This is a genomic window from Variovorax sp. 350MFTsu5.1 (assembly GCF_048302515.1).
GTDB lineage: Bacteria > Pseudomonadota > Gammaproteobacteria > Burkholderiales > Burkholderiaceae_C > Variovorax > Variovorax guangxiensis.
The window spans coordinates 2,627,564-2,652,118 of sequence record NZ_CP157620.1 but is presented as its reverse complement, the minus strand read 5'-3'; the positions used below and the strand labels follow the sequence as shown (position 1 = coordinate 2,652,118).

The 24,555-nt window shown below is 66.0% G+C and carries 26 protein-coding genes and 1 riboswitch; of the genes, 17 read left to right on the top strand and 9 right to left on the bottom strand.

Annotation, left to right across the window (positions count from 1 at the left end; translation table 11 throughout):
• The 3 genes from ABL843_RS11890 (at window position 1) to ABL843_RS11880 (ending at window position 3,025) form a co-directional block, all read left to right on the top strand.
• Window positions 1-1,188 (top strand): dihydrodipicolinate synthase family protein, encoded by a 1,188-nt coding sequence (locus ABL843_RS11890; RefSeq protein WP_418119989.1) that lies wholly within the window; start codon window positions 1-3, stop codon window positions 1,186-1,188.
• Window positions 1,189-1,196: 8 nt separating this feature from the next.
• Window positions 1,197-2,075, top strand: coding sequence for a sugar phosphate isomerase/epimerase family protein (locus ABL843_RS11885; protein WP_418119988.1), 879 nt, complete (start codon window positions 1,197-1,199; stop codon window positions 2,073-2,075).
• Between the two features lie 68 nt (window positions 2,076-2,143).
• Window positions 2,144-3,025 carry a restriction endonuclease gene (locus ABL843_RS11880; protein ID WP_418119987.1) on the top strand — a complete coding sequence of 294 codons (882 nt, stop codon included), beginning with the start codon at window positions 2,144-2,146 and terminating at the stop codon, window positions 3,023-3,025.
• A gap of 367 nt (window positions 3,026-3,392) precedes the next feature.
• Here ABL843_RS11880 and ABL843_RS11875 read toward each other — a convergent pair whose 3' ends face one another.
• From ABL843_RS11875 to ABL843_RS11850, 6 genes are all read right to left on the bottom strand, one after another.
• Window positions 3,393-3,923, bottom strand: a complete 531-nt coding sequence (locus ABL843_RS11875; RefSeq protein WP_418119986.1) for a hypothetical protein — start codon at window positions 3,921-3,923, stop codon at window positions 3,393-3,395.
• 152 nt (window positions 3,924-4,075) lie between these two features.
• Window positions 4,076-4,453: a hypothetical protein gene (locus ABL843_RS11870; protein WP_418119985.1), complete on the bottom strand. Its 378-nt coding sequence runs from the start codon at window positions 4,451-4,453 to the stop codon at window positions 4,076-4,078.
• A gap of 479 nt (window positions 4,454-4,932) precedes the next feature.
• Window positions 4,933-5,340 carry a hypothetical protein gene (locus ABL843_RS11865; RefSeq protein ID WP_418119984.1) on the bottom strand — a complete coding sequence of 136 codons (408 nt, stop codon included), beginning with the start codon at window positions 5,338-5,340 and terminating at the stop codon, window positions 4,933-4,935.
• Between the two features lie 147 nt (window positions 5,341-5,487).
• Window positions 5,488-5,880, bottom strand: coding sequence for a hypothetical protein (locus ABL843_RS11860; protein WP_418119983.1), 393 nt, complete (start codon window positions 5,878-5,880; stop codon window positions 5,488-5,490).
• A gap of 209 nt (window positions 5,881-6,089) precedes the next feature.
• A complete protein-coding gene (locus tag ABL843_RS11855) occupies window positions 6,090-6,464 on the bottom strand; it encodes a hypothetical protein (protein ID WP_184636621.1) in 375 nt (124 codons plus the stop codon).
• A gap of 39 nt (window positions 6,465-6,503) precedes the next feature.
• Window positions 6,504-6,818, bottom strand: coding sequence for a toxin-antitoxin system YwqK family antitoxin (locus ABL843_RS11850; RefSeq protein WP_184636619.1), 315 nt, complete (start codon window positions 6,816-6,818; stop codon window positions 6,504-6,506).
• A gap of 112 nt (window positions 6,819-6,930) precedes the next feature.
• On the opposite strand from ABL843_RS11850, the gene ABL843_RS11845 reads away from it, so the two are divergent.
• The 6 genes from ABL843_RS11845 to arsC all read left to right on the top strand — a co-directional run bounded on the left by ABL843_RS11845 (window position 6,931) and on the right by arsC (window position 13,816).
• The gene (locus ABL843_RS11845) at window positions 6,931-7,164 is read left to right on the top strand and encodes a 4Fe-4S dicluster domain-containing protein (protein ID WP_184636617.1); all 234 of its coding nucleotides are present in this window, start codon (window positions 6,931-6,933) and stop codon (window positions 7,162-7,164) included.
• 1,058 nt (window positions 7,165-8,222) lie between these two features.
• Window positions 8,223-9,317 carry a DNA glycosylase AlkZ-like family protein gene (locus ABL843_RS11840; protein ID WP_418119981.1) on the top strand — a complete coding sequence of 365 codons (1,095 nt, stop codon included), beginning with the start codon at window positions 8,223-8,225 and terminating at the stop codon, window positions 9,315-9,317.
• Between the two features lie 273 nt (window positions 9,318-9,590).
• Window positions 9,591-11,789 carry a TonB-dependent siderophore receptor gene (locus tag ABL843_RS11835; protein WP_418119980.1) on the top strand — a complete coding sequence of 733 codons (2,199 nt, stop codon included), beginning with the start codon at window positions 9,591-9,593 and terminating at the stop codon, window positions 11,787-11,789.
• 99 nt (window positions 11,790-11,888) lie between these two features.
• Window positions 11,889-12,060, top strand: a riboswitch (FMN riboswitch).
• Window positions 12,061-12,170: 110 nt separating this feature from the next.
• A complete protein-coding gene (locus ABL843_RS11830) occupies window positions 12,171-12,683 on the top strand; it encodes a 6,7-dimethyl-8-ribityllumazine synthase (protein WP_369658612.1) in 513 nt (170 codons plus the stop codon).
• A 40-nt stretch (window positions 12,684-12,723) separates the two neighbouring features.
• Complete coding sequence (locus ABL843_RS11825; RefSeq protein WP_126018387.1) at window positions 12,724-13,407, top strand: glutathione S-transferase family protein; 684 nt, start codon at window positions 12,724-12,726, stop codon at window positions 13,405-13,407.
• 28 nt (window positions 13,408-13,435) lie between these two features.
• Window positions 13,436-13,816, top strand: coding sequence for an arsenate reductase (glutaredoxin) (gene arsC, locus ABL843_RS11820; RefSeq protein ID WP_126018385.1), 381 nt, complete (start codon window positions 13,436-13,438; stop codon window positions 13,814-13,816).
• A 3-nt stretch (window positions 13,817-13,819) separates the two neighbouring features.
• Here arsC and queG read toward each other — a convergent pair whose 3' ends face one another.
• Entirely contained in the window at window positions 13,820-14,890 is a 1,071-nt protein-coding gene (gene queG / locus ABL843_RS11815; protein ID WP_418119979.1) for a tRNA epoxyqueuosine(34) reductase QueG, read from the bottom strand.
• Between queG and tsaE the strand changes: the two genes are divergently transcribed.
• The 3 genes from tsaE (at window position 14,876) to ABL843_RS11800 (ending at window position 17,299) form a co-directional block, all read left to right on the top strand.
• Window positions 14,876-15,382, top strand: a complete 507-nt coding sequence (gene tsaE / locus ABL843_RS11810) for a tRNA (adenosine(37)-N6)-threonylcarbamoyltransferase complex ATPase subunit type 1 TsaE (RefSeq protein ID WP_418119978.1) — start codon at window positions 14,876-14,878, stop codon at window positions 15,380-15,382. The two genes, queG and tsaE, sit on opposite strands and share 15 nt — an antisense overlap.
• Window positions 15,379-16,848, top strand: a complete 1,470-nt coding sequence (locus ABL843_RS11805) for an N-acetylmuramoyl-L-alanine amidase (protein WP_418119977.1) — start codon at window positions 15,379-15,381, stop codon at window positions 16,846-16,848. The genes tsaE and ABL843_RS11805 overlap by 4 nt, the downstream gene beginning before the upstream one ends.
• A gap of 163 nt (window positions 16,849-17,011) precedes the next feature.
• Window positions 17,012-17,299, top strand: a complete 288-nt coding sequence (locus ABL843_RS11800; protein ID WP_126018379.1) for a glycine zipper domain-containing protein — start codon at window positions 17,012-17,014, stop codon at window positions 17,297-17,299.
• A gap of 78 nt (window positions 17,300-17,377) precedes the next feature.
• Here the strand turns inward: ABL843_RS11800 and ABL843_RS11795 are convergent, their stop codons facing one another.
• Window positions 17,378-18,046 carry a DedA family protein gene (locus tag ABL843_RS11795; RefSeq protein WP_126018377.1) on the bottom strand — a complete coding sequence of 223 codons (669 nt, stop codon included), beginning with the start codon at window positions 18,044-18,046 and terminating at the stop codon, window positions 17,378-17,380.
• Between the two features lie 48 nt (window positions 18,047-18,094).
• Here ABL843_RS11795 and ABL843_RS11790 point away from each other — a divergent pair, with 48 nt between their 5' ends.
• The 5 genes from ABL843_RS11790 to ABL843_RS11770 all read left to right on the top strand — a co-directional run bounded on the left by ABL843_RS11790 (window position 18,095) and on the right by ABL843_RS11770 (window position 23,491).
• On the top strand, window positions 18,095-18,592 hold the full coding sequence (locus ABL843_RS11790; protein WP_418119976.1) for an N-acetyltransferase family protein: 498 nt from the start codon (window positions 18,095-18,097) through the stop codon (window positions 18,590-18,592).
• Between the two features lie 37 nt (window positions 18,593-18,629).
• On the top strand, window positions 18,630-20,537 hold the full coding sequence (mutL, locus tag ABL843_RS11785; protein WP_418119975.1) for a DNA mismatch repair endonuclease MutL: 1,908 nt from the start codon (window positions 18,630-18,632) through the stop codon (window positions 20,535-20,537).
• Between the two features lie 215 nt (window positions 20,538-20,752).
• Window positions 20,753-21,727 (top strand): alpha/beta hydrolase, encoded by a 975-nt coding sequence (locus tag ABL843_RS11780; protein ID WP_418119974.1) that lies wholly within the window; start codon window positions 20,753-20,755, stop codon window positions 21,725-21,727.
• Window positions 21,728-21,812: 85 nt separating this feature from the next.
• The gene (gene miaA / locus ABL843_RS11775; RefSeq protein ID WP_418119973.1) at window positions 21,813-22,841 is read left to right on the top strand and encodes a tRNA (adenosine(37)-N6)-dimethylallyltransferase MiaA; all 1,029 of its coding nucleotides are present in this window, start codon (window positions 21,813-21,815) and stop codon (window positions 22,839-22,841) included.
• Window positions 22,838-23,491: an ABC transporter ATP-binding protein gene (locus tag ABL843_RS11770; RefSeq protein ID WP_126018370.1), complete on the top strand. Its 654-nt coding sequence runs from the start codon at window positions 22,838-22,840 to the stop codon at window positions 23,489-23,491. Before miaA ends, ABL843_RS11770 begins: the two co-directional genes overlap by 4 nt.
• A 13-nt stretch (window positions 23,492-23,504) precedes the next feature.
• On the opposite strand, the gene ABL843_RS11765 is transcribed toward ABL843_RS11770, so the two are convergent.
• Window positions 23,505-24,467: a threo-3-hydroxy-L-aspartate ammonia-lyase gene (locus ABL843_RS11765; protein ID WP_418119972.1), complete on the bottom strand. Its 963-nt coding sequence runs from the start codon at window positions 24,465-24,467 to the stop codon at window positions 23,505-23,507.
• Window positions 24,468-24,555 lie beyond the last annotated feature (88 nt).

Genomic DNA, 24,555 nt, shown 5'->3' with positions numbered 1-24,555 from the left:
ATGGCACTCTCGCTGAACCTCCCCACCGCCGGCGGCACGCTCGCGCCCTACGCGCTGCGCGGCACCGCACCGGTGAAGCCCGATGCGGGCGTCAAGTTCAACCGCATCGCCTACTCGGCCGCCCACGTGGTGGCCGACCCGATGGCCGCCATCGACCCGTGGCTGCAGTGCGCGGTCGACTGGGACACCACCATCGCCTACCGTCGCCACCTGTTCTCGCTGGGCCTGGGCGTGGCCGAGGCCATGGACACCGCGCAGCGCGGCATGGGCCTGGACTGGCCCACCTCGCTGGAGCTGATCCGCCGTTCGCTCGACGCAGCGAAGGACGTGCCCGGCGCGCTGGTCGCCTCGGGCTGCGGCACCGACCACCTGGACATCGACGGCGTGAAGAGCGTCGACGACGTGATCCGCGGCTACGAGGAGCAGATGGCCGCCATCGAGGCGCTGGGCGGCAAGCTGATCGTCATGGCCAGCCGCGCGCTGGCCCGCGTGGCGAAGAGCCCGGCCGACTACGAGCGGGTGTACGACCGCATCCTGAGCCAGGCGAAGCAGCCGGTGGTGCTGCACTGGCTGGGCGACATGTTCGACCCGGCGCTGGCGGGCTACTGGGGCACGAAGAACGTCGATGCGGCCATGGACACCGCGCTGGGCATCATCGCCGCCCACCCCGACAAGGTGGACGGCATCAAGATCTCCCTGCTCGACAAGGACAAGGAAATCGCGATGCGCCGCCGCCTGCCGCCGGGCGTGCGCATGTACACCGGCGACGACTTCAACTACGCCGAGCTGATCGCAGGCGACGGCTTCGGCAGCGAGCCCACGCACGGCAAGAGCGACGCGCTGCTGGGCATCTTCGACGCCATCGCGCCCGCCGCGAGCGCGGCCCTCGGTGCGCTGGCACAGGGCGACGAGAAGAAGTTCCACGACATCCTCGGCCCCACGGTGCCGCTGTCGCGCCACATCTTTGCCGCCCCCACGCGCTTCTACAAGACCGGCGTGGTGTTCATGGCCTGGCTCAACGGCCACCAGAAGCACTTCACCATGGTCGGCGGCCAGCAGAGCACGCGCTCGCTGCAGCACTTCGCCGAGCTGTTCAGGCTGGCCGACGCGGCCAACCTGCTGGAGCAGCCCGAGCTGGCGGTGCGGCGCATGAAGACGCTGCTGGCTTTGCACGGCGTGGAAGGCTGAAGACGAGCATGCGCGATTTCTCGCAGAACCACGACTGGCTCTCGATCAACACCGCCACAGTGCGCAAGCAGTCGGGCGCCGAGATGCCGCTGGACCGCATCATCGACCAGTGCGCCGAACGCGGCATCCGCGCCATCAGCCCGTGGCGCGACCAGGTGGCAGCCGTCGGGCTCGACAAGGTGGCGAAGCAGCTGAAGGCGCACGGCATCGGCCTCTCGGGCTATTGCCGCGGCGGCTTCTTTCCGGCTGCCGACGCCGCCGGCCTGAAGGCCTCGCTGGACGACAACCGCCGCGCCATCGACGAGGCCAAGACGCTGGATGCGCCCTGCCTCGTGCTGGTCGTCGGCGCACTGCCCGGCGCGCTCGAAGGCAAAGCCGCCTACAAGGACATCGGCCGCGCGCGCGCCGAGGTGCGCGATGGCATCGCCGCCTCGCTCGAATACGCCCGCGAGGTCGGCATGCCTCTCGCCATCGAGCCCCTGCACCCGATGCAGGCGGCCGACCGCGCATGCATCAACACGCTCGAACATGCGCTCGACCTGTGCGACGAACTCGATGCGGGCAAAAGCGGCATGCTGGGCGTGGCCCTGGACATCTACCACGTGTGGTGGGACCCGAAGCTGCAGCAGCAGATCGCCCGAGCCGGCCGCGAGCGGCTGCTGGCTTATCACGTCTGCGACTGGCTTACGCCTACGCGCGATCTGCTCTCCGATCGCGGGATGATGGGTGATGGTGTAGTCGAGTTGAAGAAGATCCGCGGGTGGGTGGAAGACGCGGGCTTTGCGGGGTTCAGCGAGGTGGAGATTTTTTCGAATCTCGACTGGTGGCAGCGGCCTGGGGCTGAGACGCTGGACGTCTGTATCGAGCGGCACAAGCAGGCGGTCTAGATCCGACCTTTGTTCGAGGTTCGCGCACAGGCCATAGCGAGCACTCCTTCATCTACAGGAGACATCAAGTGTCGATTTGGGTGCACGGAGAGCAAGGAGCTACGCCATCGATCGGAGAAATATGCGGCGCGCACTGTCGCTTTTGCAAGACTCAACTCGTCAGAGAAGAGATCGAAGACCGATGGATTGGTGTGTCAAATACGTACGAGCGACAACATCGGGAGTACATCCTCGCCATGGCAGAGTGCCACGGCGATTTCCTCCTTCGCGATCTGGAGTACACAGCTCCACCTCGCGAGGAACCTGCCTGCCTCTGCATCTGCCCTCTTTGCGGCTGGTGGAATGTCTCCAAGGAAATCTACCTCGAAACAGGCGCGAGAAGCTGGTTCGTCGAGTTCGGCGCAGCCGCTTCGCTGCGCAAGTTTGGCGACATTGATATCTGCGCTCCTGTGAATGAAGTTCGCCAATACCTAGCCGCTAGATACGAGAAGCGCTACCTCGTGAATCCCCGCTGCTTCGAAGAAGTCGTAGCTAGCGTATTCGCTAGTCATGGGCTCGATTCCGAAGTGACCCAGTATTCGTCGGATGGAGGCATCGATATCGTCCTGCGCAACGCCCAGAATCAAGCGACTGCAGTCCAAGTCAAGCGACATAGAGGTGCAATCGAGGTTTCAGCGATTCGGGAATTTCTCGGTGCGATGGTCCTTAATGGCCATACCCAAGGTGTATTCGTCACAACATCCAGATTTCAATCCGGATGCGAGGAAACCGCCAAGAGAGCGTCTCGTCTGGGAACAGCAATGCAGCTCGTCGATGGAACTGCTTTTCTGCAACATCTCCGCCAGGCCCAACTTCATGATTTTTTCCACTATCGGACGTTGATCGACAACGAAATCATCCAATCGCTAGAGCTTCAATTCGGCGGCGAATATCACGAAGGCTCCCTCTGATCATGCGACGTCACCATGAGTGACGGCAATTCCATCCTGAGCCATCAGATCCGGACGATGCGAACTCAGATGCGAGGATTGCGAAATACTCGGCTTGAGCATCCGGTGCGTGTACGCGCATCCCTTTAGGATGCATCGAGCCATTCGCCAAGTTGTGTTGAATGGCGACGGGATGCGGCAGGTGTCGCTATGGGTGCTCACTTCTCTTCCGGTGAGCACGTCTATGCGGACATGATTGCCTGCATAGGTTAGCGACACGCACCATTTGCTGGTCGTGAGTCATGCGGAAATCGGCACGATGACTGCAAAGGGCCCCGAGCAGACGGTCGCTTTGTCTCAAAGCAGTCCTTCGAGAGCCTAGGAATTCCTACTGCCGTCCGACTAGTGGCAAGTGCTTTCGGCGCAGCGCCGCTTCGATCTTGGGCGCGAGCACGGGATAGTTCGCCACGTCCAGGCGTAGCACGGACAGGCGATATCTATTTCCCTCTAGAAGATTGCGCGCCTTCAGTTTCAAGGCGAATGTGCGCGTATCCGCTGCCAGATAGAGGTGCTCCCCAACGCGCTTTCCGACCTTTTCGGATTTGCCCAAGTACAACGGCATCCACTCGTGAACTGCCGTATGTTTCGCCATACGCGCCTTCTGACACGAGGGCACGAATGACTTCTTGAATTCCTCCTGATTCCACGTCGCCGTGAAGCAAGAGAACCAGTCATCCAGCGCTGCGGCGCCATAGGGGCTAGACCACACTTCGATGAAGTAAAGCCCGGAAAACTGGATGGACTCCAAGTCAACTTGGAGGAGATCTCCCAACGGCTGAAACTCGAGGCGCTGCGCTGTTTGCTCAAAGCCGCGAAAAAGTTTCGTGAGTTCGCCGTCGATTTCTTGAATGCGCTGCATACAACCATTATCGAGCGGCTGCTTGTGATGGCCGCCTGCTGCCACAAACCTGTCGGCGAAAGGGCCCTCGCTGGCCCCCGAGTTCTGGTGTGACCGGCTCGCTGTGTCTCGCCGGGTCGAGCCCTCTCCAACGAGGTCTCGATCATGGCCACTCACGCAGATAACTTGAATCGTTGGGCATGCTTGACCAAGAACGGAATGGCCTCAGCTGTACTCTCTTCAACGAAATCGGAGGCGTCTCCGCCTTTCCATGTCTCCGCGACTAACCAGCAACCGTGAAACCCGAGCTCGACACAGCGACTCCGAAATTCTTGAACATTTTCAGGCTCTGGGTCGGCATAGAGAAGTTGTGCGAGGAATAGATTCCAGAAGCTGTTTTCAATGGTATCTCTGGAGTACCGCCTTCCCACGCGATCACTGTTTTCATCCGACCAAACAGTCATCCCGATCTCCGATTCAACCTTGGCCAGTCGTGCAGCCTCAGTTAACTCCGCCGTGGGGGTGAACACGTAGTAGAAGCTAGTTTGCATAGATCAATTCGATTGGAACGGAACCCCGAACGGCTGCTCCTGGCCGGAGGCGGCGCTACGAGTCATGCCTCGATCAAGCACTGGCGTCGCGAACTTCACGCCCGAGAGCCAGGCTCATCCTGGAGCACAGTACCGTGAGCCAAGCTATCCAAATTGGCGTCTCGACTTCGCCGCAGAACTGGATGCCGCTGGGTTCGACTGAAGCCCAGATGTATCGTGCATCACCCTCCTGGCCGTACCAAGCTGGCCCATCCCTATCGCCTAGCCAACCATCCAACGACTCATATACAGCCGAAACCTTCAACCACTCTTGCTCGGACAGGTCGTATGGGATATTCAGAGTGATGTCTTGTTGCAAGCGCCGTCCTCCGAGTTGTTGGTGTCAGCATTCTGACTCCTTTGGCCTTGGCCGCGTCCTCAAAGCTCGAAACTAGGCGCCGCCGTTGAATGTCCGAAGTTGGCCGCATTCTGCCCCGCCGTCAGCAAAGACATTTGCTCATTTCATCGTAGAGCACCACGCTTGGGATTTCTTCTTTCAGCCAGTCAGTGATCCAGATGATGTGATTCGTGAAGTCGCAATGTTCGTCTTGCGCGAAAACGATACGTATGCGGTCGACGGGGACGCGACCAGGGAAGACAACGCCGGTCTCTTGCGCGACGAACTTTGCATCAGTCGCAACTTCCGCGCCGCTTTCGCAGGTCACTGAGAAACTCCATGTTGGCCAGTGATAGAGCAGGCGGGCCGTGTTTTTGAACGGCAAGGTGTTCGACGAGACGTCGGGTGGAGCGCTATGTTGACCCTGAAAGATTCTGGTGAGCTTTGGCTCCAAGGCCTCTAGCGACTGGACGTCCGCGGCTGAAGCGATGAAAGCGTGAAGGGTAAACATCAGGCAAGTCCGAACGACAAATGGTAGAGGTGTCTGGTCGAGACGGCATTCACCATGCCGGCATATCGCGAATTCTGAGGCTCGGCCGACCGATCGGTCTTGGCCGACTGTAGCCTTCCCGTACACCGCAGCGTAGCCTTTGGCTGCTCACCTCAGGTCGAGTCGGTCGAACTGAAATTCGACCACATCCGAAGCCGGTAGGTCACCGAAATCGAGAACGAACCCGAGGACTCCGACAAGCCCAGCGGTTCGGTCGACAACTCTGCCGCATCCGCGGTATCCAAACTGCCCGTACTGCTCGAGTCGCTCACCGCTGAGCCGAGCCTTTTCGTCTGCAGGCCAATCCTCAAGATATGGGGCGCGCAGTTCGGTAACCCCGAAAGGGTGCAATTGATTCGGGATGAGCTGGCCGACGACATAAGCGCATGGGTGGCAGAAAGCAACCACCGTGCTCTCTTCGCTGGAGAGCGTTACATCAGCCTCTTCGTCGTCTGCAAAAGGCCGCTCGATGCGGTCGATGGTGAGGTGCTTTGGCTGCATGTTCAGAAATTAGCGATGCACTGCGAATGTCCGGTGTTGGCCGGACTCAGTCAATCTTCGCCCCGCTCCGAAGTAGCGCCAGCTTGAGGCGTTTGATGAGTCTTCCCCACATCGACTGACTCTTCGGAGTCTGCATTTTCCCCGCCCCTTTGTTGAATCAAAGACTGAGCTCTGCTGAAGAGCGACTACATCTGGCCTAACTTTGCCTGTCAAAGAAGAGAGGATGCAGCCCCACGGCGAATGGGATCGCACGGAAAAGCCAGAAGATGCTGGATCGCATCCGCGATAGTCCACTGTTCGAAGCCAGGGGTGGCAATCGAGCCATCAGGTGCAACCTCCGAAACGTTGAACCCATCTTCAACGTCTTCGTAGTAAATAGCCATTTCCCCAAGCTGTGCCACGATGAAGACCGATTCGCTCACACCGGCACGCATGATCGGTGCGGCACGAAACGAGACGCGAAGACGGGCAAATTGGTCGGCTTGCTCTGGTGAACACTCGGTGAGCTGGGCGGACACCAGTTCCTCCAGTTCGTCACGAGAAATCGGAACCCAGCGATCCATAGTTTTTGAACGAAGATTCATGAAGGATTTGAGGGCTTGGCGGACTTCAGCTCCTAGCCGTCAGTTGAAATTCGTGCTCGGCTCTTCGATTCCAGCGGAACTCCAAAACCGCCACACGCCAACCTCCTTGCCCGCGCGATAGCGCCCCTCTGCTGCAAGTTGGCCGTTCGCATGAAAGTCGCGCCAGAGCCCGTCTTCCTTGCCATCCACGTACTGGCCTTCGGAAACCAATTTGCCATTCTCGTGGTACTCAACAAAGAGGCCGTGCCGAATCCAGCGCGTTCGGTCTGGTGCCATCACCCGCGCATAACGGAATCTGATGGCTCCTGAGTCGTAGGGAATCTCAGCGATGTTGAGGTCAGCTTCAATGGGCATGCTGTTGGCATCTGCAGGCGAATTGGCAGGAGAGGTCGGGGGCGTCCGGTCCTGGCCGGCCGGAGCCAGCGGCATGCTACCTTTCGCGCCGATACGCTCGTTCGAATCATAGATGGACGCACACCCACCTCGCCGCCCGCACCGACCGGGTTGGCTGCCAGTTGTCGACGTCGCGCGCTGCACGGGCTGCGGTTGGTGCGTCGCCGCGTGCGACCTCCACCTTCTCAGCCTCGAAGTCAAGCAATGGAGGAAGTCGTCCACCCTCCAAGACGCGAATCGGTGCACAGGGTGCAGCGATTGCGCAGTGACTTGCCCTTTTCATGCGATCACCATGCGAAAAGGCTGAAACGCCCTTGGCGTAGGCCTCGCCGCTCAGGCAATCCTTAGACCTGGGCACGTGAGCCGTACGGTCGTGAGCGTCAGGTCCGGGTCGGTAGAACCATCCACCTCGCCACAACCATCGCCGGCATCGCTGCAAAGCGGGGGCGCGCATTGCCAGCCAGTGGTCAACCTGGAACACATAGTCGCCATGGAGCCCTGTGTCGCAAACCTCAATCGAACCGAATTCCCTTCACCACCGGGCCTTCAGGCAGGCCGCGAAACCCGCGGCCCGCAGACCAGCCGCTAACCGCCGGTCTCAGGCGCCCCACGTCGCGCCTTCTCGCTCATCTGAAACAGCTCCCCAGCCTTGCGAGCCATTTCAGCCGCAAGCCAAAGCAGGTTGTCCAGTCGTCGAGGCCCGTCCCCGCTGCACCAGTCGATCTCTTCCCCGTGGCAGACCCACAGCAAAGCTTCGAGTTGGGTAAGGGTGTTTTCAAGAAGATCCGCCGGGTCTTGTTGGGCGGTTTCTGCGGAAGCTACCGGCGTGCGAGGCCGGGCTATAGTCTTGGTAGCCATTTTTGTGCGGTCCTTCCAAGGTGTTGCACGAACTTGGTTAGACGGCTGGGGTGCTAGTAACACCCTGGCCGTCGCCTTTTGATACCTCGCATCTGCGTCGCTGCTTTCGCACCGACGACCTGCCGCGAGGCAAGCAGCCTTTGAACATCTGGGTGGCTTGAGTGGGTGGCGCCTTTCTGGTCCCCTTGGTGGGGTATCGAGTGACAGGGGCATTCACTCTAGAGAAGAACCCGGCGAAGTAGCCGCTGCCACAGCACGAAGTCGCGCAGACTGCCAACAAATGCAGCTTCCGCAATGCGCCATGCGTAGGCCCATGAGCCAATGCCGCAGCGGTGCTGAACGCTCACACCGATGGGGTGCCTTGCGCAGCGAAATAAAGGGGGAGCCTGAAGGGCGGAGGACATTCGCGGAGCAAGGTACCCCGTCGGCGTGAGCGCGCCCCGAACAACAGCGCCAACAAACAAACCCAGCAAAGCGAAACCGCCCCGCCTGTGCTGCAATCCGCCGATGCCTGCCCCGACCCTCGACGACCTGCGCCGCTACGCAGTGGCGCGCACCCTCTTCAAGCCAACGACCCTGCCCGCCGCCATCCGCCGGCTCGGCTTCGTGCAGGCCGACCCGATCCGAGCCCCGGCACGCGCGCAAGACCTCACGCTGCGCCACCGCGTGAAGGACTACCGCGCGGGTGATCTCGAAAACCGCTACACGCGCCTCGCCGTCGAGGAAGACTGCCTCGTCAACTACGGCTTCCTGCCGCGCGAGCATCTGGCGCTGATGCATCCGCGCGAGGCCAGGCAGGCATGGGACGCCGATACACGGCGCAAGGCGGCCGACGTGCTCGCCTACGTGCAGGAGCATGGCCCGGTGCATCCGCGCCAGGTCGAGCAGCATTTCGCGCACGGCCGCGTCAAGAACTACTGGGGCGGCTCCAGCAACGCGACCACGCATCTGCTCGACGGCATGCACTACCGCGGCATGCTGCGCGTGGTGCGGCGCGACAGCGGCACGCGCGTCTACGAGGCGGTGACGCACGTGCCCGCGGACGACAGTCCTGCCGGGCGCGCGCGCCGCGCGGCGGCGCTCATCGAGCTGGTGGTGCGCAAGTACGCGCCGCTGCCGGCATCGAGCCTCACGTATCTCGTGCGGCTGCTCGGCTACGGCGCGCCGCACCTCGCGGCGCAGACACAGGCCGCGCTGCGCATCGCGCGCGAGGAGCTCGCCAGCTGCAGCATCGACGGCACCACCTGGTTCTGGCCCGCCGACGAGAACCCGGCCTCGCGCCGCCACGCGCCCGACGACGCGGTGCGCCTGCTCGCGCCCTTCGACCCTGTCGTGTGGGACCGCCGCCGCTTCGAGCTGCTCTGGGGCTGGACCTACAAGTTCGAGGCCTACACGCCCGCGCCGAAGCGCCAGTTCGGCTACTACGCGCTGCCGATGCTGTGGCATGACCGCGTGATCGGCTGGGCCAACTTCGGCAGCTCGCCCGAGGGCCGGCTGAAGCCGGTGTTCGGCTATGCCGACAAGAGGCCGCGCGACGCGGAGTTCCGCGCGGCGCTCGACGACGAACTGCAGCGCATGACGCTGTTTCTCGCCGGGCGCTGACGTCTTTCTTCCTATAATCGCCGGCCTCAGCCAGCCGCCCGCAACGGGCGCCAGCCGTCTTCGAAGGAACGAAGACCGCAGCCGAAAAAGCTGCCCGCGACGACGCAACAAGAACCCACAAAACACACCGGCCGCCAGCCCGAAGCGAGCCGCCGGTTGCGCTCGTCCGGATCGACGGAATCACCGGATCAGAGACGAGAAGCCATGGCGCGCCCACATCCGGCGCACGCCGCAGCCACTCCCCCCAAACGCAGGACACAGGAGAAGCTGCACATGACATCGAAGAAGCATCGGCGCCCGGCTTGGCGCCCCACCTGGCGCATTTCGCATACCCGCCGCGCCACGCTCGCCGCAACCGCCATGGCGCTGGGCGCCTCCATACCAGCCTACGCCGAGGAAAAAGACGAAGCCGCCGAGACCCGCAAGGCCCTGCCGACCATCACCGTGACCGGTGACGCGGTCGAGAGCGCGACCGGCCCGGTGACCGGCTTCGTCGCCAGGCGCGGCGGCACCGCCACCAAGACCGACACGCCGTTGATCGAGACGCCGCAGGCCATTTCGGTGGTGACACGCGACCAGATGGAGGCGCAGAGCGCGCTCACGCTGCGCGAGACCACCAACTACACGGCGGGCGTGGTGTCGAGCAACTTCGACAGCCGCGTCGACCGCTTCAAGGTGCGCGGCGGCGATGCCATCGAGTACCTCGACGGGCTGCAGCGCAGCTACGGTGTGTACAACACCACGCGTGTCGATCCGTACATGCTGGAACGCGTCGAGCTGCTGCGCGGGCCCTCTTCGGTGCTCTACGGCCAGGGCGGAATCGGTGGCGTGCTGAACCTGGTGTCGAAGCGGCCGCAGGCCGAGCGGCAGCGCGAGGTGCAGGTGCAGCTGGGCAGCCACAACCGCAAGCAGGTCGCGGCCGACTTCACCGGGCCGCTGGACACCGAAGGCAAGTGGCTCTACCGCCTGGTGGCCGTCAACCGCGACAGCGGCACGCAGGTCGACCATGTGCCCGACGACCGCATCCTGCTGGCGCCCTCGCTCACCTGGCGCCCGAGCGCCGACACCTCGCTCACGCTGCAGGCGCTCTACCAGAAGGACAAGAGCGGCTCGCTGATCGGCTTCTTCCCGTGGCAGGGCACGCTGCTGCCCTCGCTCTACGGACAGATTCCCACCTCGACCTTCACCGGCGAGCCGGGCTTCGACCGTTACGACACGCGCAACACCTCGCTGGGCTACCTGTTCAGCCACCGCTTCAACGACACCTGGACCTTCAGGCAGAACCTGCGCTCGACCGAGAGCAAGGTGGTCTACAACTCCTCGTACACCAGCTTCACTGCCAACCGGCTCACGGGGCGCCCGGCACGGCCGGTGTTCAATGCCGACCAGCGCACCATCGAGCGCGACCTGATCGTGCAGCTCAACGGCGGCAAGATGCTGCTGCTGGACAACCAGGCCGAGGCGCACTTCAAGACCGGCGCGGCGGAGCACACGCTGCTCGTCGGCGCGGACTTCCAGCGCAACGAGACCTCGCAGCTCACCGGCCGCGGCCGCGCGGGCGCGCTCGACGTGTACGCGCCGGTGTACGGCAACTACACCGCGCCCACCTTCCTCACGCGGCAGCCCGCGGTGCTGCAGAAGCAGGCCGGCATCTACGTGCAGGACCAGGTCAAGTACGGCCGCTGGATCGGCCTGCTGGGCCTGCGCCACGACAAGGCCACCACCGACACCGAAGGCCGCCCTGCGGTGGCGGTCGACGACAAGGCCACCACCAAGCGCGCCGGCCTCGTCTACCTGGCCGATGGCGGCTGGGCGCCCTACCTGAGCTATGCCGAGTCGTTCCTGCCGCTGGGCGGCGCGGACGTGAACAACAAGCCCTTCAAGCCGCAGCGCGGCAAGCAGTGGGAAGCCGGCGTGAAGTGGGAGCCCGAAGGCCAGCGCACCTCGTTCCTGGCGGCGGTGTACGACCTGCGCGACACCAACCGCAAGACCACCGACCCGACCAATCCGCTCAACAGCGTGCAGCTCGGCGAGGTGCACGTGAAGGGGCTGGAGCTCGAATACAAGGGCAGCATCGGCCGCGACTGGGACTGGGTCGCCTCCTACGCCTACACCGATGCGCGCGTGTCGCGCAGCACCGGCTCCGACCTGGGCAAGCGCATCTCGGGCGTGCCGAAGCACACCGCCTCGGCCTGGCTGATGCGGCGCTTCTCCATCGGCGGCGTGCCCGGCTTCTCGCTGGGCGGCGGCGTGCGCTACCTCGGCAAGTCGTACGACGGCATGGACGCCAACCCGGTGCCCTCGGTCACCCTGCTGGACGCCATGTTCGCCTGGGACAACGGCCCGCTGCGCCTGTCGCTCAACGTGGGCAACCTGACCGACAAGGTTCAGCTGACCACCTGCCTCGCGCGCGGCGACTGCTTCTACGGCCAGCGCCGTACCGTGACTGCGGCGGCCACGTATCGCTTCTGAAGAAAATCCTTGTCCGGGCGAAGGTCTGGCGCGGGGGCGACAGGCCGGCACCGTGGGTGCCACCTAGAATCGCCCCCGCTGCGCGGTTCGCCGCGCGGCAAGCGTTCTCAGGGCGGGGCGAAATTCCCCACCGGCGGTGATGGCGGCATGTTCCGGAAGGAAAGGCAGCACAAGCCCGCGAGCGCCTGGGGCTCGCAATGAGCTCCAGGGTCAGCAGATTTCGGTGCGATTCCGAAGCCGACGGTCACAGTCCGGATGAAAGAGAGCGCGAAATGCGGGTCGGCCCGCGCGCTGCGCTTTTTCAGGCGAACCGGCGCGCGAGCGGGCTCGCTGTTTCGTGCGCCCTGATTCAGGAAACCTGCTTTCTTCAAGAGGCACACCATGAGTCAGATCAACGACCTTCCCCTCTCCGCCGTCACCGCGTCGGGTTCGCCGCGCGGCACGCGCATCGCATTCGTCGAGGCGCAGTGGCATTCCGACATCGTCCACCAGGCGCGCGACGCCTTCCTCGAGGAGATGGAGCGCCAGGGCGTGGCGCGCGACCTCATCGACATCTTCGACGTGCCGGGCGCCTTCGAGATTCCGCTGCACGCCAAGCGGCTCGCCAACTCGGGCAAGTACGCGGCCATCGTCGGCTGCGCGCTGGTGGTCGACGGCGGCATCTACCGCCACGAGTTCGTGGCGAACACGGTGGTCAGCACGCTGATGTCGCTGCAGCTGGAAACCGACGTGCCGATCTTCTCGGCCGTGCTCACGCCGCACCACTTCCACGAGCACGTGGAGCACCGCAAGTACTTCCACCGCCATTTCGCGGTGAAGGGCACGGAAGTGGCCGAAGCCTGCGTGAAGACGCTCGAAGGGCTGAAGAAGGTGGACGCGCTTCTGGCCGCCTGACCTACGTGACATCGGGGGCGGGCCTGAGTAACCTGCGCGGATGACTACGCCATCCACCTCCGCCCGCGAAGACCGCTACACCCTCTACGGCGCCCCCGGCTCGGGCGCCACGCCCGTGCACGCCGCGCTCACGCTGATCGGCGCGCAGGTCGAGACCGTCGACATCGCCCCGTGGGAGGGCGATGCCGAGCGCGAGCGGGTCGCCGGCGTCAACCCGATGCGGCAGGTGCCGGCGCTCGTGCTGCCTTCGGGCGAGGTGATGACCGAGAGCGCGGCCATCCTGCTCTGGCTGGGCGACCGCTATCCCGAGGCCCAACTCTGCCCCGCGCCCGACGACCCCCTGCGTGCGCGCTACCTGCGCTGGATGGTCTACCTGCCGGCCGCCATCTATTCGATGTTCTGGGTGCGCGACGAGCCTTCGCGCCTCGTGCCCGACCCCGCGGCGCAGCCGGCGATGCTCGAACGCACCGCCGAGCGCATCGCGCATTGCTGGCAGCTGATGGATTCGCAGATCGACGAGCCCGCGCCCTACCTGCTGGGCGAGAAGATCAGCATGCTCGACCTGTACGTGACAGTGGTGTCGCGCTGGACGCCGCGCCGCAGGCGCTTCTATCGCGTGGCGCCGCGCATGGCGCAGGTGGTGCGCCGCGTGGATGCAGATCCGCGCCTGGCGGAATTCTGGGAGGCGCGCTTTCCGTTCTCGATGGACGCACAGGAAAGCTGAGCGGCGCCTGTTTCCTATCATCGGCACCATGACCGCACGCACCCCCACCACCGCCTACCCGATGACGATCTACCACAAGCCCAACTGCAGCACGTCGCGCAACGTGCTGCAGTTGATCCGCGAAAGCGGCGTGGAGCCCGAGATCGTTCTCTATCTTGAAACGCCGCCCTCGAAGAAGAAGCTGCGCGAGCTCTCCAAGGCCATGGGCATGGGCGCGCGAGACCTGCTGCGCACCAAGGAAGCGCCCTACGAGGAGCTGAACCTCGCCGATCCGAAATGGACCGACGACCAGATCTTCGACTTCATCGTGGAGCACCCGATCCTGCTGCAGCGGCCCATCGTGGTCTCGCCGCGCGGCACGCTGATGTGCCGGCCGTGGGAGCGGGTGCGCGAGATCCTGCCGGCCTGAGGCTCAGTCTGCGCGTTGCGCCAGGCCCCAGGCGACGTGCTCGCGCACCAGTTCGCTCGGGTACTCTGCCCGCGTCGCCAGCGCTTCCTTCGCACCGCCCTCGCCCACCCGTGCCGCGTTGCCCAGCGCCACCGCGATGTTGCGCAGCCAGCGCTCGTGGCCGATGCGGCGGATCGGGCTGCCTTCGGTGCGGCGCAAAAAGTCCTGTTCGGTCCACGCGAAGAGATCGGCCAGCGTGCGGCCGGTGAGCTCTTCGCGCGCGTCGAAGTCGGGCAGCGTGCTCTTCTTGGCGAACTTGTTCCAGGGGCAGATCAGCTGGCAGTCGTCGCAGCCGTAGATGCGGTTGGCCATCAGCGGACGCAGTTCGACCGGAATGGGCCCAGCGTGCTCGATGGTGAGGTACGAGATGCAGCGGCGCGCATCGAGCCGCTTCGGCGCCACGATGGCCTGCGTCGGGCACACGTCGATGCAGGCGCTGCAGCTGCCGCAGTGCGCGGTGACGGGCTCGCTCGGCGGCAGTTCCATGTCGACGTAGATCTCGCCGAGGAAGAACATCGAGCCCGCGTCGCGGTCGAGCACCAGCGTGTGCTTGCCGCGCCAGCCCTGGCCGCTGCGCGAGGCCAGCTCTGCCTCGAGCACGGGGGCCGAGTCGGTGAAGGCGCGATGGCCGAAGGGGCCGACCTCCTCGGCGATGCGCTCGGCCAGCTTCGCGAGACGGTTGCGCAGCACCTTGTGATAGTCGCGGCCCCGGGCGTAGACCGACACGATGGCCTCGCCGGGCCGCTCCAGCCGGTCGAACTCGATGGCCTGCCACTCGGGCTCGGTGCTGCGCGGCAGGTAGTCCATGCGCGCGGTGATCACGCTGACCGTGCCCGGCACCAGCTCGGCCGGCCGCGCACGGCGCGTGCCGTGCGTTTCCATGTATTGCATCTCGCCATGGAACCCATGGGCCAGCCATTGCATCAGACCGGCCTCGGCGCTCGATAAATCGACGCCCGCGATTCCGATTTGGGAGAATCCGAGTTCCCTGGCCAAGGCCTGAATACGAACAACGAGTGGATGGCTGACGATCACTTGCCGATTGTAGAAACGCACAAAAGCACCCGCAGCCTGCGCTGGTGCAGCGAAGCCGACACCGAAGCCTTCGCGCAGGCGCTGGCCTCATCACCCGCATTGCGCGACGCCTTCATCGAACTGCATGGCGACCTCGGCGCCGGCAAGACCACCTTCGTACGCCACCTGCTTCGCGCCCTGGGCATCACCGGGCGCATCAAGAGCCCCACCTACGCGGTGGTCGAGCCCCACGAGGCGCCCGACGGGCTGCAGATCTTCCATTTCGACTTCTATCGCTTCGCCGATCCGCGCGAATGGGACGACGCCGGCTTCCGCGACATCTTCGCCGGGCCGGGCCTCAAGCTGGCCGAGTGGCCGGACAACGCCGCGGGCCGTACGCCAATTGCCGACCTCGCTATTAAAATAGAAGCAATGACTGACGACACACGCAGCGTGACCCTCCTGGCGAACACCGCTCGCGGCAGCGATCTGCTGGCGCGCATCGCCGCATGAAGGCGGCCGGCCTCAAACGGCGCGTGCTGCTGCAGGGCGGCAGCATTGCGCTGATGCTCGGCGTGCACCAGATCGCGCGCGGAGCCACCATCCTCGCAGTGCGCGTGTGGCCCGCCGCCGACTACACGCGCGTGACCATCGAATCCGACGTACGCCTGAACTCGCAGCAGCTCGTGGTGGGCAGCCCGCCTCGGCTCGCGGTCGACATCGAGGGCATCGACCTCAACCCCGAACTGCGCGAGCTGGTCGGCAAGATCAAGCCCGGCGACCCGTACATCAACGGCCTGCGCGTGGGGCAGAACGCACCGAAGGTGGTGCGCATCGTGTTCGACCTGAAGCAGGCCGTGGTGCCGCAGGTGTTCTCGCTCGCGCCCGTGGCCGCCTACAAGCACCGGCTGGTGCTCGACCTGTACCCCGAGCAGGCGATCGACCCGATGGAAGCGCTGATCGCCGAGCGCCTGCGCGATGCGCCGCGCGCTTCGGGCGGCGGCTCCGCAGTCGCCGTCGCGCCGCCGCCAACCGCGCCTGCACCGGCCGCCGATCCGCTCGGCGACCTGATGGCGCAGCAGTCGATGCGACCCGGCCCGCAATCGCCGCCTCCCGCCGCAACGGCCGGCGGCGAAAGGCCTGTGACGCCGCCACCGCCTCCCGTGGTGGCCGCCGCGCCTGCCAGGCCCCCTGCGCCGTCAGCACCGCCCGTGCCGCCCCCACCACCGGTTGCAGCCACGGCCAATCGCACCGACCGCATCATCATCGTGGCGCTCGACCCCGGCCACGGCGGCGAAGACCCCGGCGCCATCGGCCCCAACGGCACGCGCGAGAAAGACATCGTGCTGCAGGTGGCCCACCGCCTGCGCCAGCGCATCAACGCGAGCAGCGTGAACGGCAGCCCCATGCGCGCCTTCCTCACGCGCGACGCCGACTTCTTCGTGCCGCTGGGCGTGCGCGTGCAGAAGGCGCGGCGCGTGCAGGCCGACCTGTTCGTGAGCATCCACGCCGACGCATTCACCACGCCCGCCGCGCGCGGCGCCAGCGTGTTCGCGCTGAGCCAGAGCGGCGCCTCCAGCAGCGCCGCACGGTGGCTCGCCAACAAGGAGAACGACGCCGACCGCGTCGGCGGCGTGAACGTGGGCAACCACGAGGCCCAGGTGCAGCGAGCGCTGCTCGACATGAGCACCACCGCGCAGATCAACGACAGCCTCAAGCTCGGCGGCGCGATGCTCGGCGAAATCAAGGGCATCGGCGCGCGGCTGCACAAGGGCCAGGTCGAACAGGCCGGCTTCGCCGTGCTGAAGGCGCCCGACATTCCGAGCGTGCTGGTGGAAACCGCCTTCATCAGCAACCCGGAAGAAGAAGCCAACCTGCGCCGCGTCGACTACCAGGAAAACCTGGCCGACGCACTGATGCGCGGCATCCAGCGCTACTTCGCGCAGAACCCGCCGCTGGCGCGCAGCCGGCAGCTCTGATCGCGCTCCGGCCCCGCCGCTTCCGGCTGTAGGGCCAAAGCATGCACTCCTGTCCCACGCAGTGCGCCCCGCGAGGCCGCACAGGCACGTGCGGCTGGTTCCTACACGGCGCACCTGGGTGCTTTGGACATGATGAACCATCACTCATCGAAAGGTGGACATCATGAACACACGTCTCTGGATCGCTGCAGCCGCAGCCACTTCGGTCATGACCATTGCGGGTTGCGCAAGCGGTCCCAATCAGAACCTCGGGACCGGCGTAGGCGCCGTGGGCGGCGCTCTGGTGGGCAATGCCATCGGCGGCAACACCGCGAGCACCGTGGGCGGCGCGGCCATCGGCGGCCTCATCGGCAACCAGGTCGGCCGCAATGCCGATGAACGCAACTATTACAACCAGCAACGCTATCCGCGCGGCAGCGGCTACTACCCGGGCAACGGGCCGAACTACTGATGCACGGTCTGAACAACGGGCCTGAATGAAAAAAGCGCGTCCCCCGGGCGCGCTTTTTCATTGGTTGGCGAAGTCGGATCAGGCCTGCGAGGCCTGGGCCTCCCGCGCCTTCTCGGCCTTGGAGGCGCGCCACGCGCCGTAGATCGCCAGAAGGCCCGGTACGAAGATCAGCGCCCAGATGATCTTGTCCAGATGCTGGCGCACGAAAGGCAGGTTGCCGAAGAAGTAGCCGGCGGTGGCGATGCCCAGCACCCAGATCAGCCCGCCCACCACGTTGAACATCGTGAACTTCGCGCGGTTCATCTCGGCCACGCCGGCCACGAAGGGCGCGAAGGTGCGGATGAAGGGCATGAAGCGCGCGAGGATGATGGTGATGCCACCGTAGCGCTCGTAGAAGGCATGGGCCTGGTCGAAAGCCTTGCGGTTGAAGAAGCGCGAGTTCTCCCACTGGAACACCTTCGGCCCGAAGTAGCGCCCGATGGAGTAGTTGCACTGGTCGCCCAGGATCGCGGCCGCGATCAGGATGCCGCACGCCAGCGGATAGTTCATGAGCCCCGCGCCGCACAGCGCGCCGACGATGAAGAGCAGCGAGTCGCCCGGCAGGAACGGCATCACCACCGCGCCGGTTTCCACGAAGACGATGAGGAACAGCAAGGCATAGACCCAGGGGCCGTAGGCGATGACGAAGGCCTCGAGGTGCTTGTCGACGTGAAGGATGAAGTCGACGAGAAAGCTGATGATTTCCATGGGCGCGGATTATCCTTGCTCGACCTCGACGCACTCGCGAATCACCCCATGCTGCACATACGCGCCGCCACGGATGCGGACTGGCCCGCCATCTGGTCAGTCCTGGAACCCACCTTCCGCCGCGCGGACACCTACACGTATGCGCCCGACGTGACCGAGGAACAGGCACGCCACTCGTGGATGAAGGTGCCAACGGCGATCTTCGTCGCCTGCAACGACCAGGGTGCGGTGCTCGGCACCTACGTCCTGCGACCCAACCAGCCGGGCCAGGGCTCGCACGTAAGCAATTGCGGTTACGTCGTGTCCGACGCGGCGCGCGGCATGGGTGTCGCATCGGCCCTGTGCGAACACTCGCAGCAGGAGGCCCTGCGCATGGGTTTTCGCGCGATGCAGTTCAACTTCGTCGTGTCCACCAACGAAGGCGCGGTGCGCCTGTGGCGCAAGATGGGCTTCGAGATCGTCGGCACGCTGCCGGGCGCGTTCAGGCATCCGCGGCACGGCTTCGTGGATGCCTACGTGATGTTCAAGCATCTGCAGCAGCCCTGAGCGGACGCCTCGGAACCCGCGCTTTTAGAATGCCCCGGTGAGCGCCCTCCCCACCACCATCTCCCCCCCACAACGCCGCCCGATCCGCGAGCTTCCCGACGAGTTGATCAGCCAGATCGCCGCCGGCGAAGTCGTCGAGCGTCCGGCCTCGGTGGTGCGCGAGCTGCTGGACAACGCGCTGGACGCAGGTGCCGGCCAGATCACGGTGCGGCTGGCCTCCGGCGGCGTGCGGCTGATCTCCGTGGAAGACGATGGCCTGGGCATCCCCCGCGAGGAACTCACGGTGGCGCTGCGCCGCCACGCGACCAGCAAGATCGCCAGCCTCGACGACCTGGAGACGGTCGGCACGATGGGCTTTCGCGGCGAGGCGCTGGCCGCCATCAATGCGATTGCCGAGCTCAGCATTCTTTCGCGCTTCGCGGGCTCCGATTCGGCCTTCGCGCTCGACGGGCGCACCGGCGAGCTGCGGCCCGTGGCCCGCTCCACCGGCACCACCGTCGAAGTGCGCGAGCTGTTCTTCGCGACCCCCGCGCGCCGCAAGTTCCTGAAGACGGACGCCACCGAGCTGGCCCATTGCATCGAGGCGGTGCGCCGCCATGCGCTGGCGCGGCCCGAGGTGGGCTTCTCGATCTGGCACGACGGCAAGCTGGTCGAGCAGTGGCGCGCAGCCGCCACGCGCGAGCAGCGGCTGGCCGATGCGCTGAGCGACGAGTTCGTGTCGCAGAGCGTGGCCGTCGCGCGCGAAGGCGGCGCGGTGCGCGTGGTCGGCCGCGCGGGCATTCCCGACGCGGCGCGTTCGCGCGGCGATCATCAGTTCTTCTACGTCAACGGACGCTTCGTGCGCGACAAGGTGCTGTCGCACGCGGTGCGCAGCGCCTATGAAGACGTGCTGCACGGCCAGCGCCAGCCGGTGTATGCGCTGTACCTCGAAATCGATCCGTCGCGCGTCGACGTGAACGTGCATCCGACCAAGATCGAAGTGCGCTTTCGCGACGGGCGCGAGGTGCACCAGGCCGTACGCCATGCCGTCGAGGACGCGCTGGCGGCTCCGCGCGCCAATGACGCGACAGCGCCGGCAGGCGCGCCGCAGCCCTTCTTCAAGCAGGCGCCGCTGCCCCCGAACGCAAGCTGGGCCCAGCCGGCCATGGATTTCACGCCGCGCGAACGCGGCACCGGCGATTTCGAAGCCATGTGGCCCCAGCGCAGCGAGCAGCCGCGGCAGGTTGCGCTGCATGCGGCGGAACCTTCCGCGCCGCCACCCTGGCCCGCTGCCAGCGCGGCGCCGGCAAGCTTCCAGGCTCCGAGCGGACTTCCCCTTGCGCCGAGCCCTGGCACGCAGTCCATCGCCAACAACGACGAGGCCTGGCCGCTGGGCCGCGCGCTGGCCCAGCTGCAGGGGGTGTACATCCTGGCGGAGAACAGCCAAGGCCTGGTGATCGTCGACATGCACGCGGCACACGAGCGCATCGTCTACGAGCGGCTCAAGACGCAACTCGACGGCGCTGCCATCAGCAGCCAGCCGCTGCTGATTCCGGCGACCTTCGCTGCCACGCCGCAGGAAGTGGCCACGGCGGAGGCCTGCGCCGAGGTGCTGCCGACGCTGGGGCTGGAGATCACGCCCTTCTCGGCGCGCACGCTCGCGGTGCGCGCCGTGCCCGGAACGCTGGCCGACGGCGATCCGGCGGAGCTCGCGCGCAGCGTGCTGGCCGAACTGGGCCAGCACGACGCCAGCACGGTGGTGCAGCGCGCCCAGAACGAACTGCTCTCCACCATGGCCTGCCACGGCGCGGTGCGGGCCAACCGCAAGCTCACCATCGACGAGATGAACGCGCTGCTGCGCCAGATGGAGGCCACCGAGCGTTCGGACCAGTGCAACCACGGCCGGCCGACCTGGCGCCAGCTTTCGGTGCGCGAGCTGGATTCGCTCTTCATGCGTGGCCGATAAGCAGCGAACCCCCGGCCGATCCGCGGTTTTCGGACATTTTTAAGCCTTTTTTCTAGGGTTTTCCGCAGTCGGCGAAATCCCAGGCACATCCGTTGCATGTGCTCGGTAAAGTGCCGGCGAGCACTGTTTCAGGGAGTTACCTTGCTGCTGTGTCGGCGCATCAAGGTGAAAGCAGGTGAACTTTCGAGCCGACTCCGCTGTCCCTCAAACCCATGATGAAACGCTGGACCCTCCTCGCGTCTGTCCTCTCGCTGTGTGCACTGCTTGCCGCCGGTTGCTCGACGCTCGACGAGCAGCAACGCGAATGGATCTTCCAGCCCAGCGACCGCAGCTGGGGCAACACCGCCTCCATGGCCCAGGGCATGGAGGACGTGTGGATCGACTTCCAGTCCTCCCTTACCGGCGAGCCCGCGCGCCTGCACGGCCTGTGGCTGGGCGGCGCGCCCGAGACCACCGCCACTCCTGTCCTGCTGTATCTGCACGGAGCCCGTTACAACGTGGCCGGCTCGGCACCACGCATCCAGCGCATGCATGAGCTGGGCTTCTCTGTGCTGGCCATCGACTATCGCGGCTTCGGGAAGAGCTCCAAGGGCCTGCCCTCGGAAGAATCGGCCCGCGAGGACGCCCGCGCCGCCTGGACCTGGCTGGCCGCTCGCCACCCCAGGCAGCACCGTTACATCTTCGGCCACTCGCTCGGCGGCGCCATCGGCATCGATCTCGCGGCGCACGTGAAGGACGAGAGCGGCACCATCGTCGAGAGCACCTTCACCTCCATCGCCGACGTGGTCAGCGGCTTCAAGTGGGGCTGGCTGCCCTTCGGCCCGTTCATCACGCAGCGTTTCGAGGCGATCAACGCGGTCAAGGACATCGGCTCGCCGCTGCTCGTGGTGCACGGCACGGCCGACAGCCTCATCAACCCGACGCTGGGCCGCAAGCTGTACGACGCGGCCACCGGGCCCAAGATGTTCGTGCTGGTCGAGGGCGGCTCGCACCACAACACCAATTCCATCGGCGAGGCGCAGTACCGCGCGGCGCTGACCCAGCTGTTCCGCATGAAGCCGGAGAACATGGTCGCCAGCAACGCCGGCGTGCGGCCGACGCCGCGCCTCGCGCCGCCGGCTGCCTCGGCCCCGCTCACGCCGCAGGACGTGAGCGGCAAGGTCGAGCCGCCAGTGCCCGCCGCCATCTGAGGGCGGCCACCTCCCCACCTCCCCCGCCTCCACCCAAGGCCCGGCACGCTGCCGGGCCCGCGCCATTTGCTACGCTCGGCGCACCATGTCTCCCAGTTCCGACGCGGCCGCGAAGGCCGCCACCCGCGCATCGCCCGATGCCGCGCCCTCCCCGGCTCCACCGCGCTACATCGCGCTCGCAGGTCCCACCGCCTCGGGCAAGACGGCCGCTGCGCTGGCGCTCGCGCGCCTGCTGCCGGTGGAGATCGTCTCGGTCGATTCGGCGCTGGTCTACCGCGGCATGGACATCGGCACCGCCAAGCCCACGCTCGCCGAGCAGGCCGCCGTGCCGCACCATCTGATCGACATCCTCGATCCGCGCGAGAGCTACAGCGCCGCCGCCTTCGTGGCCGACGCCACGCGGCTCATCGGCGAGATCCGCGCGCGCGGCGCGCTGCCGCTGCTGGTTGGCGGCACCATGCTCTATTTCAAGGCGCTGTTCGACGGCATCGACGCCATGCCCGCGGCCGATGCCGCGGTGCGCGCGCGCATCGATGCCGACGCGGCCGCACTTGGCTGGCCCGCCATGCACGCGCGGCTCGCGCAGGTCGATCCGGTCACGGCCGCACGGCTCGCGCCGCAGGACAGCCAGCGCATCCAGCGCGCGCTCGAAGTGTGGGAGAGCAGCGGCCAGCCACTGTCGAGCTTCCATGCGAGCGACAACAAGGCAGCCGGCGCTGTCGAAGGCGGCGCGCTGTTCTCGCTGGAGCCCGCCGACCGCTCGTGGCTGCACGGCCGCATCGCCGAGCGCTTCGACGCCATGCTCGCCGCAGGCTTCCTCGACGAGGTGCGTGCCCTGCGCGCACGCGGCGATCTTTCGACCGACCTGCCCTCGATGCGCTGCGTCGGTTACCGGCAAGCCTGGGAAACGCTCGATGCGGCCGGCAGCGCGGCGCCCGACGCCAGGGCGATGGCCGAGCTGCGCGAGCGCGGCATCGCCGCCACGCGTCAGCTCGCCAAGCGGCAGATCACCTGGCTGCGCAGCATGCCGCAGCGCACCGTGATCGCCTGCGACGCTCCCGACGCGGTGCAGGCCGCCGTTCAACTCATGGCCAAGGCCGTCGCTCCCAGATGACGCTGCGTATTTCCAACCTCGGCAAGCACTACGGTGATGCGCCTGTCTTCGAGAACGTGACGCTCACCGTGGAGCCCGGCGAGTTCGTCGCCATCGTGGGTGAATCGGGCGTGGGCAAGTCGACACTGCTCAACTGCATGGCCGGCCTCGACAGCTGGGACCAGGGCACGGTGACGCACGACGGCGTCGACATCGGCGCGCTCGACGGCGAAGCCTGCGCGCTCTGGCGGCGGCGGCATGTCGGCTTCGTGTTCCAGGCCTTCCACGTGCTGCCGCACCTGGACGTGACGCAGAACGTGGCGCTGCCGCTGATGCTGCTGGGGCAGCAGAAGGACAGCGAAGGCCGCATCGCGCACATGCTCGAGGCGGTGGGCCTGCCCGGCATGGGTACGCGGCTGCCGCAGACGCTGTCGGGCGGCCAGCTGCAGCGCGTGGCCATCGCACGCGCGCTGGTACACCGCCCCGCCCTGCTGCTGGCCGACGAGCCCACGGGCAACCTCGACCCCACCACCGCCGCGAAGGTGATGGAGCTGCTGATCGGCCAGACCCGCGAGCACGGTGCCTCGCTGGTGCTGGTGACGCACTCGGAAAGCGCGGCCGCGCAGGCCGATCGCCTGCTGCACCTCACGGCCAGCGGAATCCGGGCCTGAACGAGGCCGAGAGTTACTGCGGTGCGATCAGCGCCGCGAAACGCGACAGGTCGACGTTGCCACCGCTGATCAGCACGCCCACGCGCTGGCCCGCGATCGCCTTGCCCGCCGCGATCGCGCCCGCGAAGGCGAGGCAGCCGGTGGGCTCCACCACCATCTTCATGCGCTCGGCGAAGAAGCGCATCGCGTCGACGAGCTGCTCGTCGGTGACGGTGAAGATGTCGTCCACGTCGCGGCGGATGATGCCGAAGGTGTACTCGCCCAGGTGCTGCGTCTGCGCGCCGTCGGCGATGGTCTTCGGCGTCTCGATGTGCACGATCTTCCCGGCGCGGAAGGACTGCTGGCCGTCGTTGCCCGCCTCGGGCTCCACGCCGTAGACCTTGCAGTCCGGCGACAGCGCGCGTGCCGACAGCGCCGAGCCCGAGAGCAGCCCGCCGCCGCCGAGGCATACGAACAGATGGTCGAGCGGGCCGGTTTCCTCGATCAGTTCCTTCACCGCCGTGCCCTGGCCGGTGAGCACGTCGGGGTGGTCATAGGGCGGGATCATCGTCATGCCGCGCTCCTGCGCCAGCTTCTTCGTCAGCGCCTCGCGGTCCTCGGTGAAGCGGTCGTACATCACCACCTCGGCGCCGTAGCCCTTGGTGGCCGCGACCTTGGCGGCCGGCGCGTCCTTGGGCATCACGATCACGGCGGGCATTTGCAGCAGGCGCGCCGACAGCGCGATGGCCTGCGCGTGGTTGCCCGACGAGAAGGCGATCACGCCGCCCTTGCGCTGCGTGGCATCGAACTTCGACAGCGCGTTGAACGCGCCGCGGAACTTGAAGGCGCCCATGCGCTGGAAGTTCTCGCACTTGAAGAAGAACTCGGCACCCCAGCGCTCGTTGGCAGTGGTGGAGCGCAGCACCGGCGTGCGGTGGGCATGGCCTTCGAGCCGCGCGGCTGCGGCGATGACGTCGTCGTAGGTGGGTAGTTGCATGGGGTCGAGCTTAGCGGCGGCTTCCGTTCTTTTGCAGCACCAATGGGTAAAAACCCGCTAGCCGCGGCAGCCCTGAACTCCGTACTCT

Coding starts and splice junctions, on each gene's coding strand:
- tsaE (WP_418119978.1), top strand. CDS start 14,876: ATGGCTGACGATCACTTGCCGATTGTAGAAACGCACAAAAGCACCCGC.
- ABL843_RS11825 (WP_126018387.1), top strand. CDS start 12,724: ATGACTACGCCATCCACCTCCGCCCGCGAAGACCGCTACACCCTCTAC.
- ABL843_RS11800 (WP_126018379.1), top strand. CDS start 17,012: ATGAACACACGTCTCTGGATCGCTGCAGCCGCAGCCACTTCGGTCATG.
- ABL843_RS11805 (WP_418119977.1), top strand. CDS start 15,379: ATGAAGGCGGCCGGCCTCAAACGGCGCGTGCTGCTGCAGGGCGGCAGC.
- ABL843_RS11850 (WP_184636619.1), bottom strand. CDS start 6,818: ATGCCCATTGAAGCTGACCTCAACATCGCTGAGATTCCCTACGACTCA.
- ABL843_RS11795 (WP_126018377.1), bottom strand. CDS start 18,046: ATGGAAATCATCAGCTTTCTCGTCGACTTCATCCTTCACGTCGACAAG.
- ABL843_RS11790 (WP_418119976.1), top strand. CDS start 18,095: ATGCTGCACATACGCGCCGCCACGGATGCGGACTGGCCCGCCATCTGG.
- ABL843_RS11865 (WP_418119984.1), bottom strand. CDS start 5,340: ATGTTTACCCTTCACGCTTTCATCGCTTCAGCCGCGGACGTCCAGTCG.
- ABL843_RS11765 (WP_418119972.1), bottom strand. CDS start 24,467: ATGCAACTACCCACCTACGACGACGTCATCGCCGCAGCCGCGCGGCTC.
- ABL843_RS11860 (WP_418119983.1), bottom strand. CDS start 5,880: ATGCAGCCAAAGCACCTCACCATCGACCGCATCGAGCGGCCTTTTGCA.
- ABL843_RS11770 (WP_126018370.1), top strand. CDS start 22,838: ATGACGCTGCGTATTTCCAACCTCGGCAAGCACTACGGTGATGCGCCT.
- ABL843_RS11780 (WP_418119974.1), top strand. CDS start 20,753: ATGAAACGCTGGACCCTCCTCGCGTCTGTCCTCTCGCTGTGTGCACTG.
- ABL843_RS11835 (WP_418119980.1), top strand. CDS start 9,591: ATGACATCGAAGAAGCATCGGCGCCCGGCTTGGCGCCCCACCTGGCGC.
- ABL843_RS11845 (WP_184636617.1), top strand. CDS start 6,931: ATGGACGCACACCCACCTCGCCGCCCGCACCGACCGGGTTGGCTGCCA.
- ABL843_RS11890 (WP_418119989.1), top strand. CDS start 1: ATGGCACTCTCGCTGAACCTCCCCACCGCCGGCGGCACGCTCGCGCCC.
- ABL843_RS11885 (WP_418119988.1), top strand. CDS start 1,197: ATGCGCGATTTCTCGCAGAACCACGACTGGCTCTCGATCAACACCGCC.
- miaA (WP_418119973.1), top strand. CDS start 21,813: ATGTCTCCCAGTTCCGACGCGGCCGCGAAGGCCGCCACCCGCGCATCG.
- ABL843_RS11870 (WP_418119985.1), bottom strand. CDS start 4,453: ATGCAAACTAGCTTCTACTACGTGTTCACCCCCACGGCGGAGTTAACT.
- ABL843_RS11840 (WP_418119981.1), top strand. CDS start 8,223: ATGCCTGCCCCGACCCTCGACGACCTGCGCCGCTACGCAGTGGCGCGC.
- ABL843_RS11875 (WP_418119986.1), bottom strand. CDS start 3,923: ATGCAGCGCATTCAAGAAATCGACGGCGAACTCACGAAACTTTTTCGC.
- ABL843_RS11855 (WP_184636621.1), bottom strand. CDS start 6,464: ATGAATCTTCGTTCAAAAACTATGGATCGCTGGGTTCCGATTTCTCGT.
- ABL843_RS11830 (WP_369658612.1), top strand. CDS start 12,171: ATGAGTCAGATCAACGACCTTCCCCTCTCCGCCGTCACCGCGTCGGGT.
- arsC (WP_126018385.1), top strand. CDS start 13,436: ATGACCGCACGCACCCCCACCACCGCCTACCCGATGACGATCTACCAC.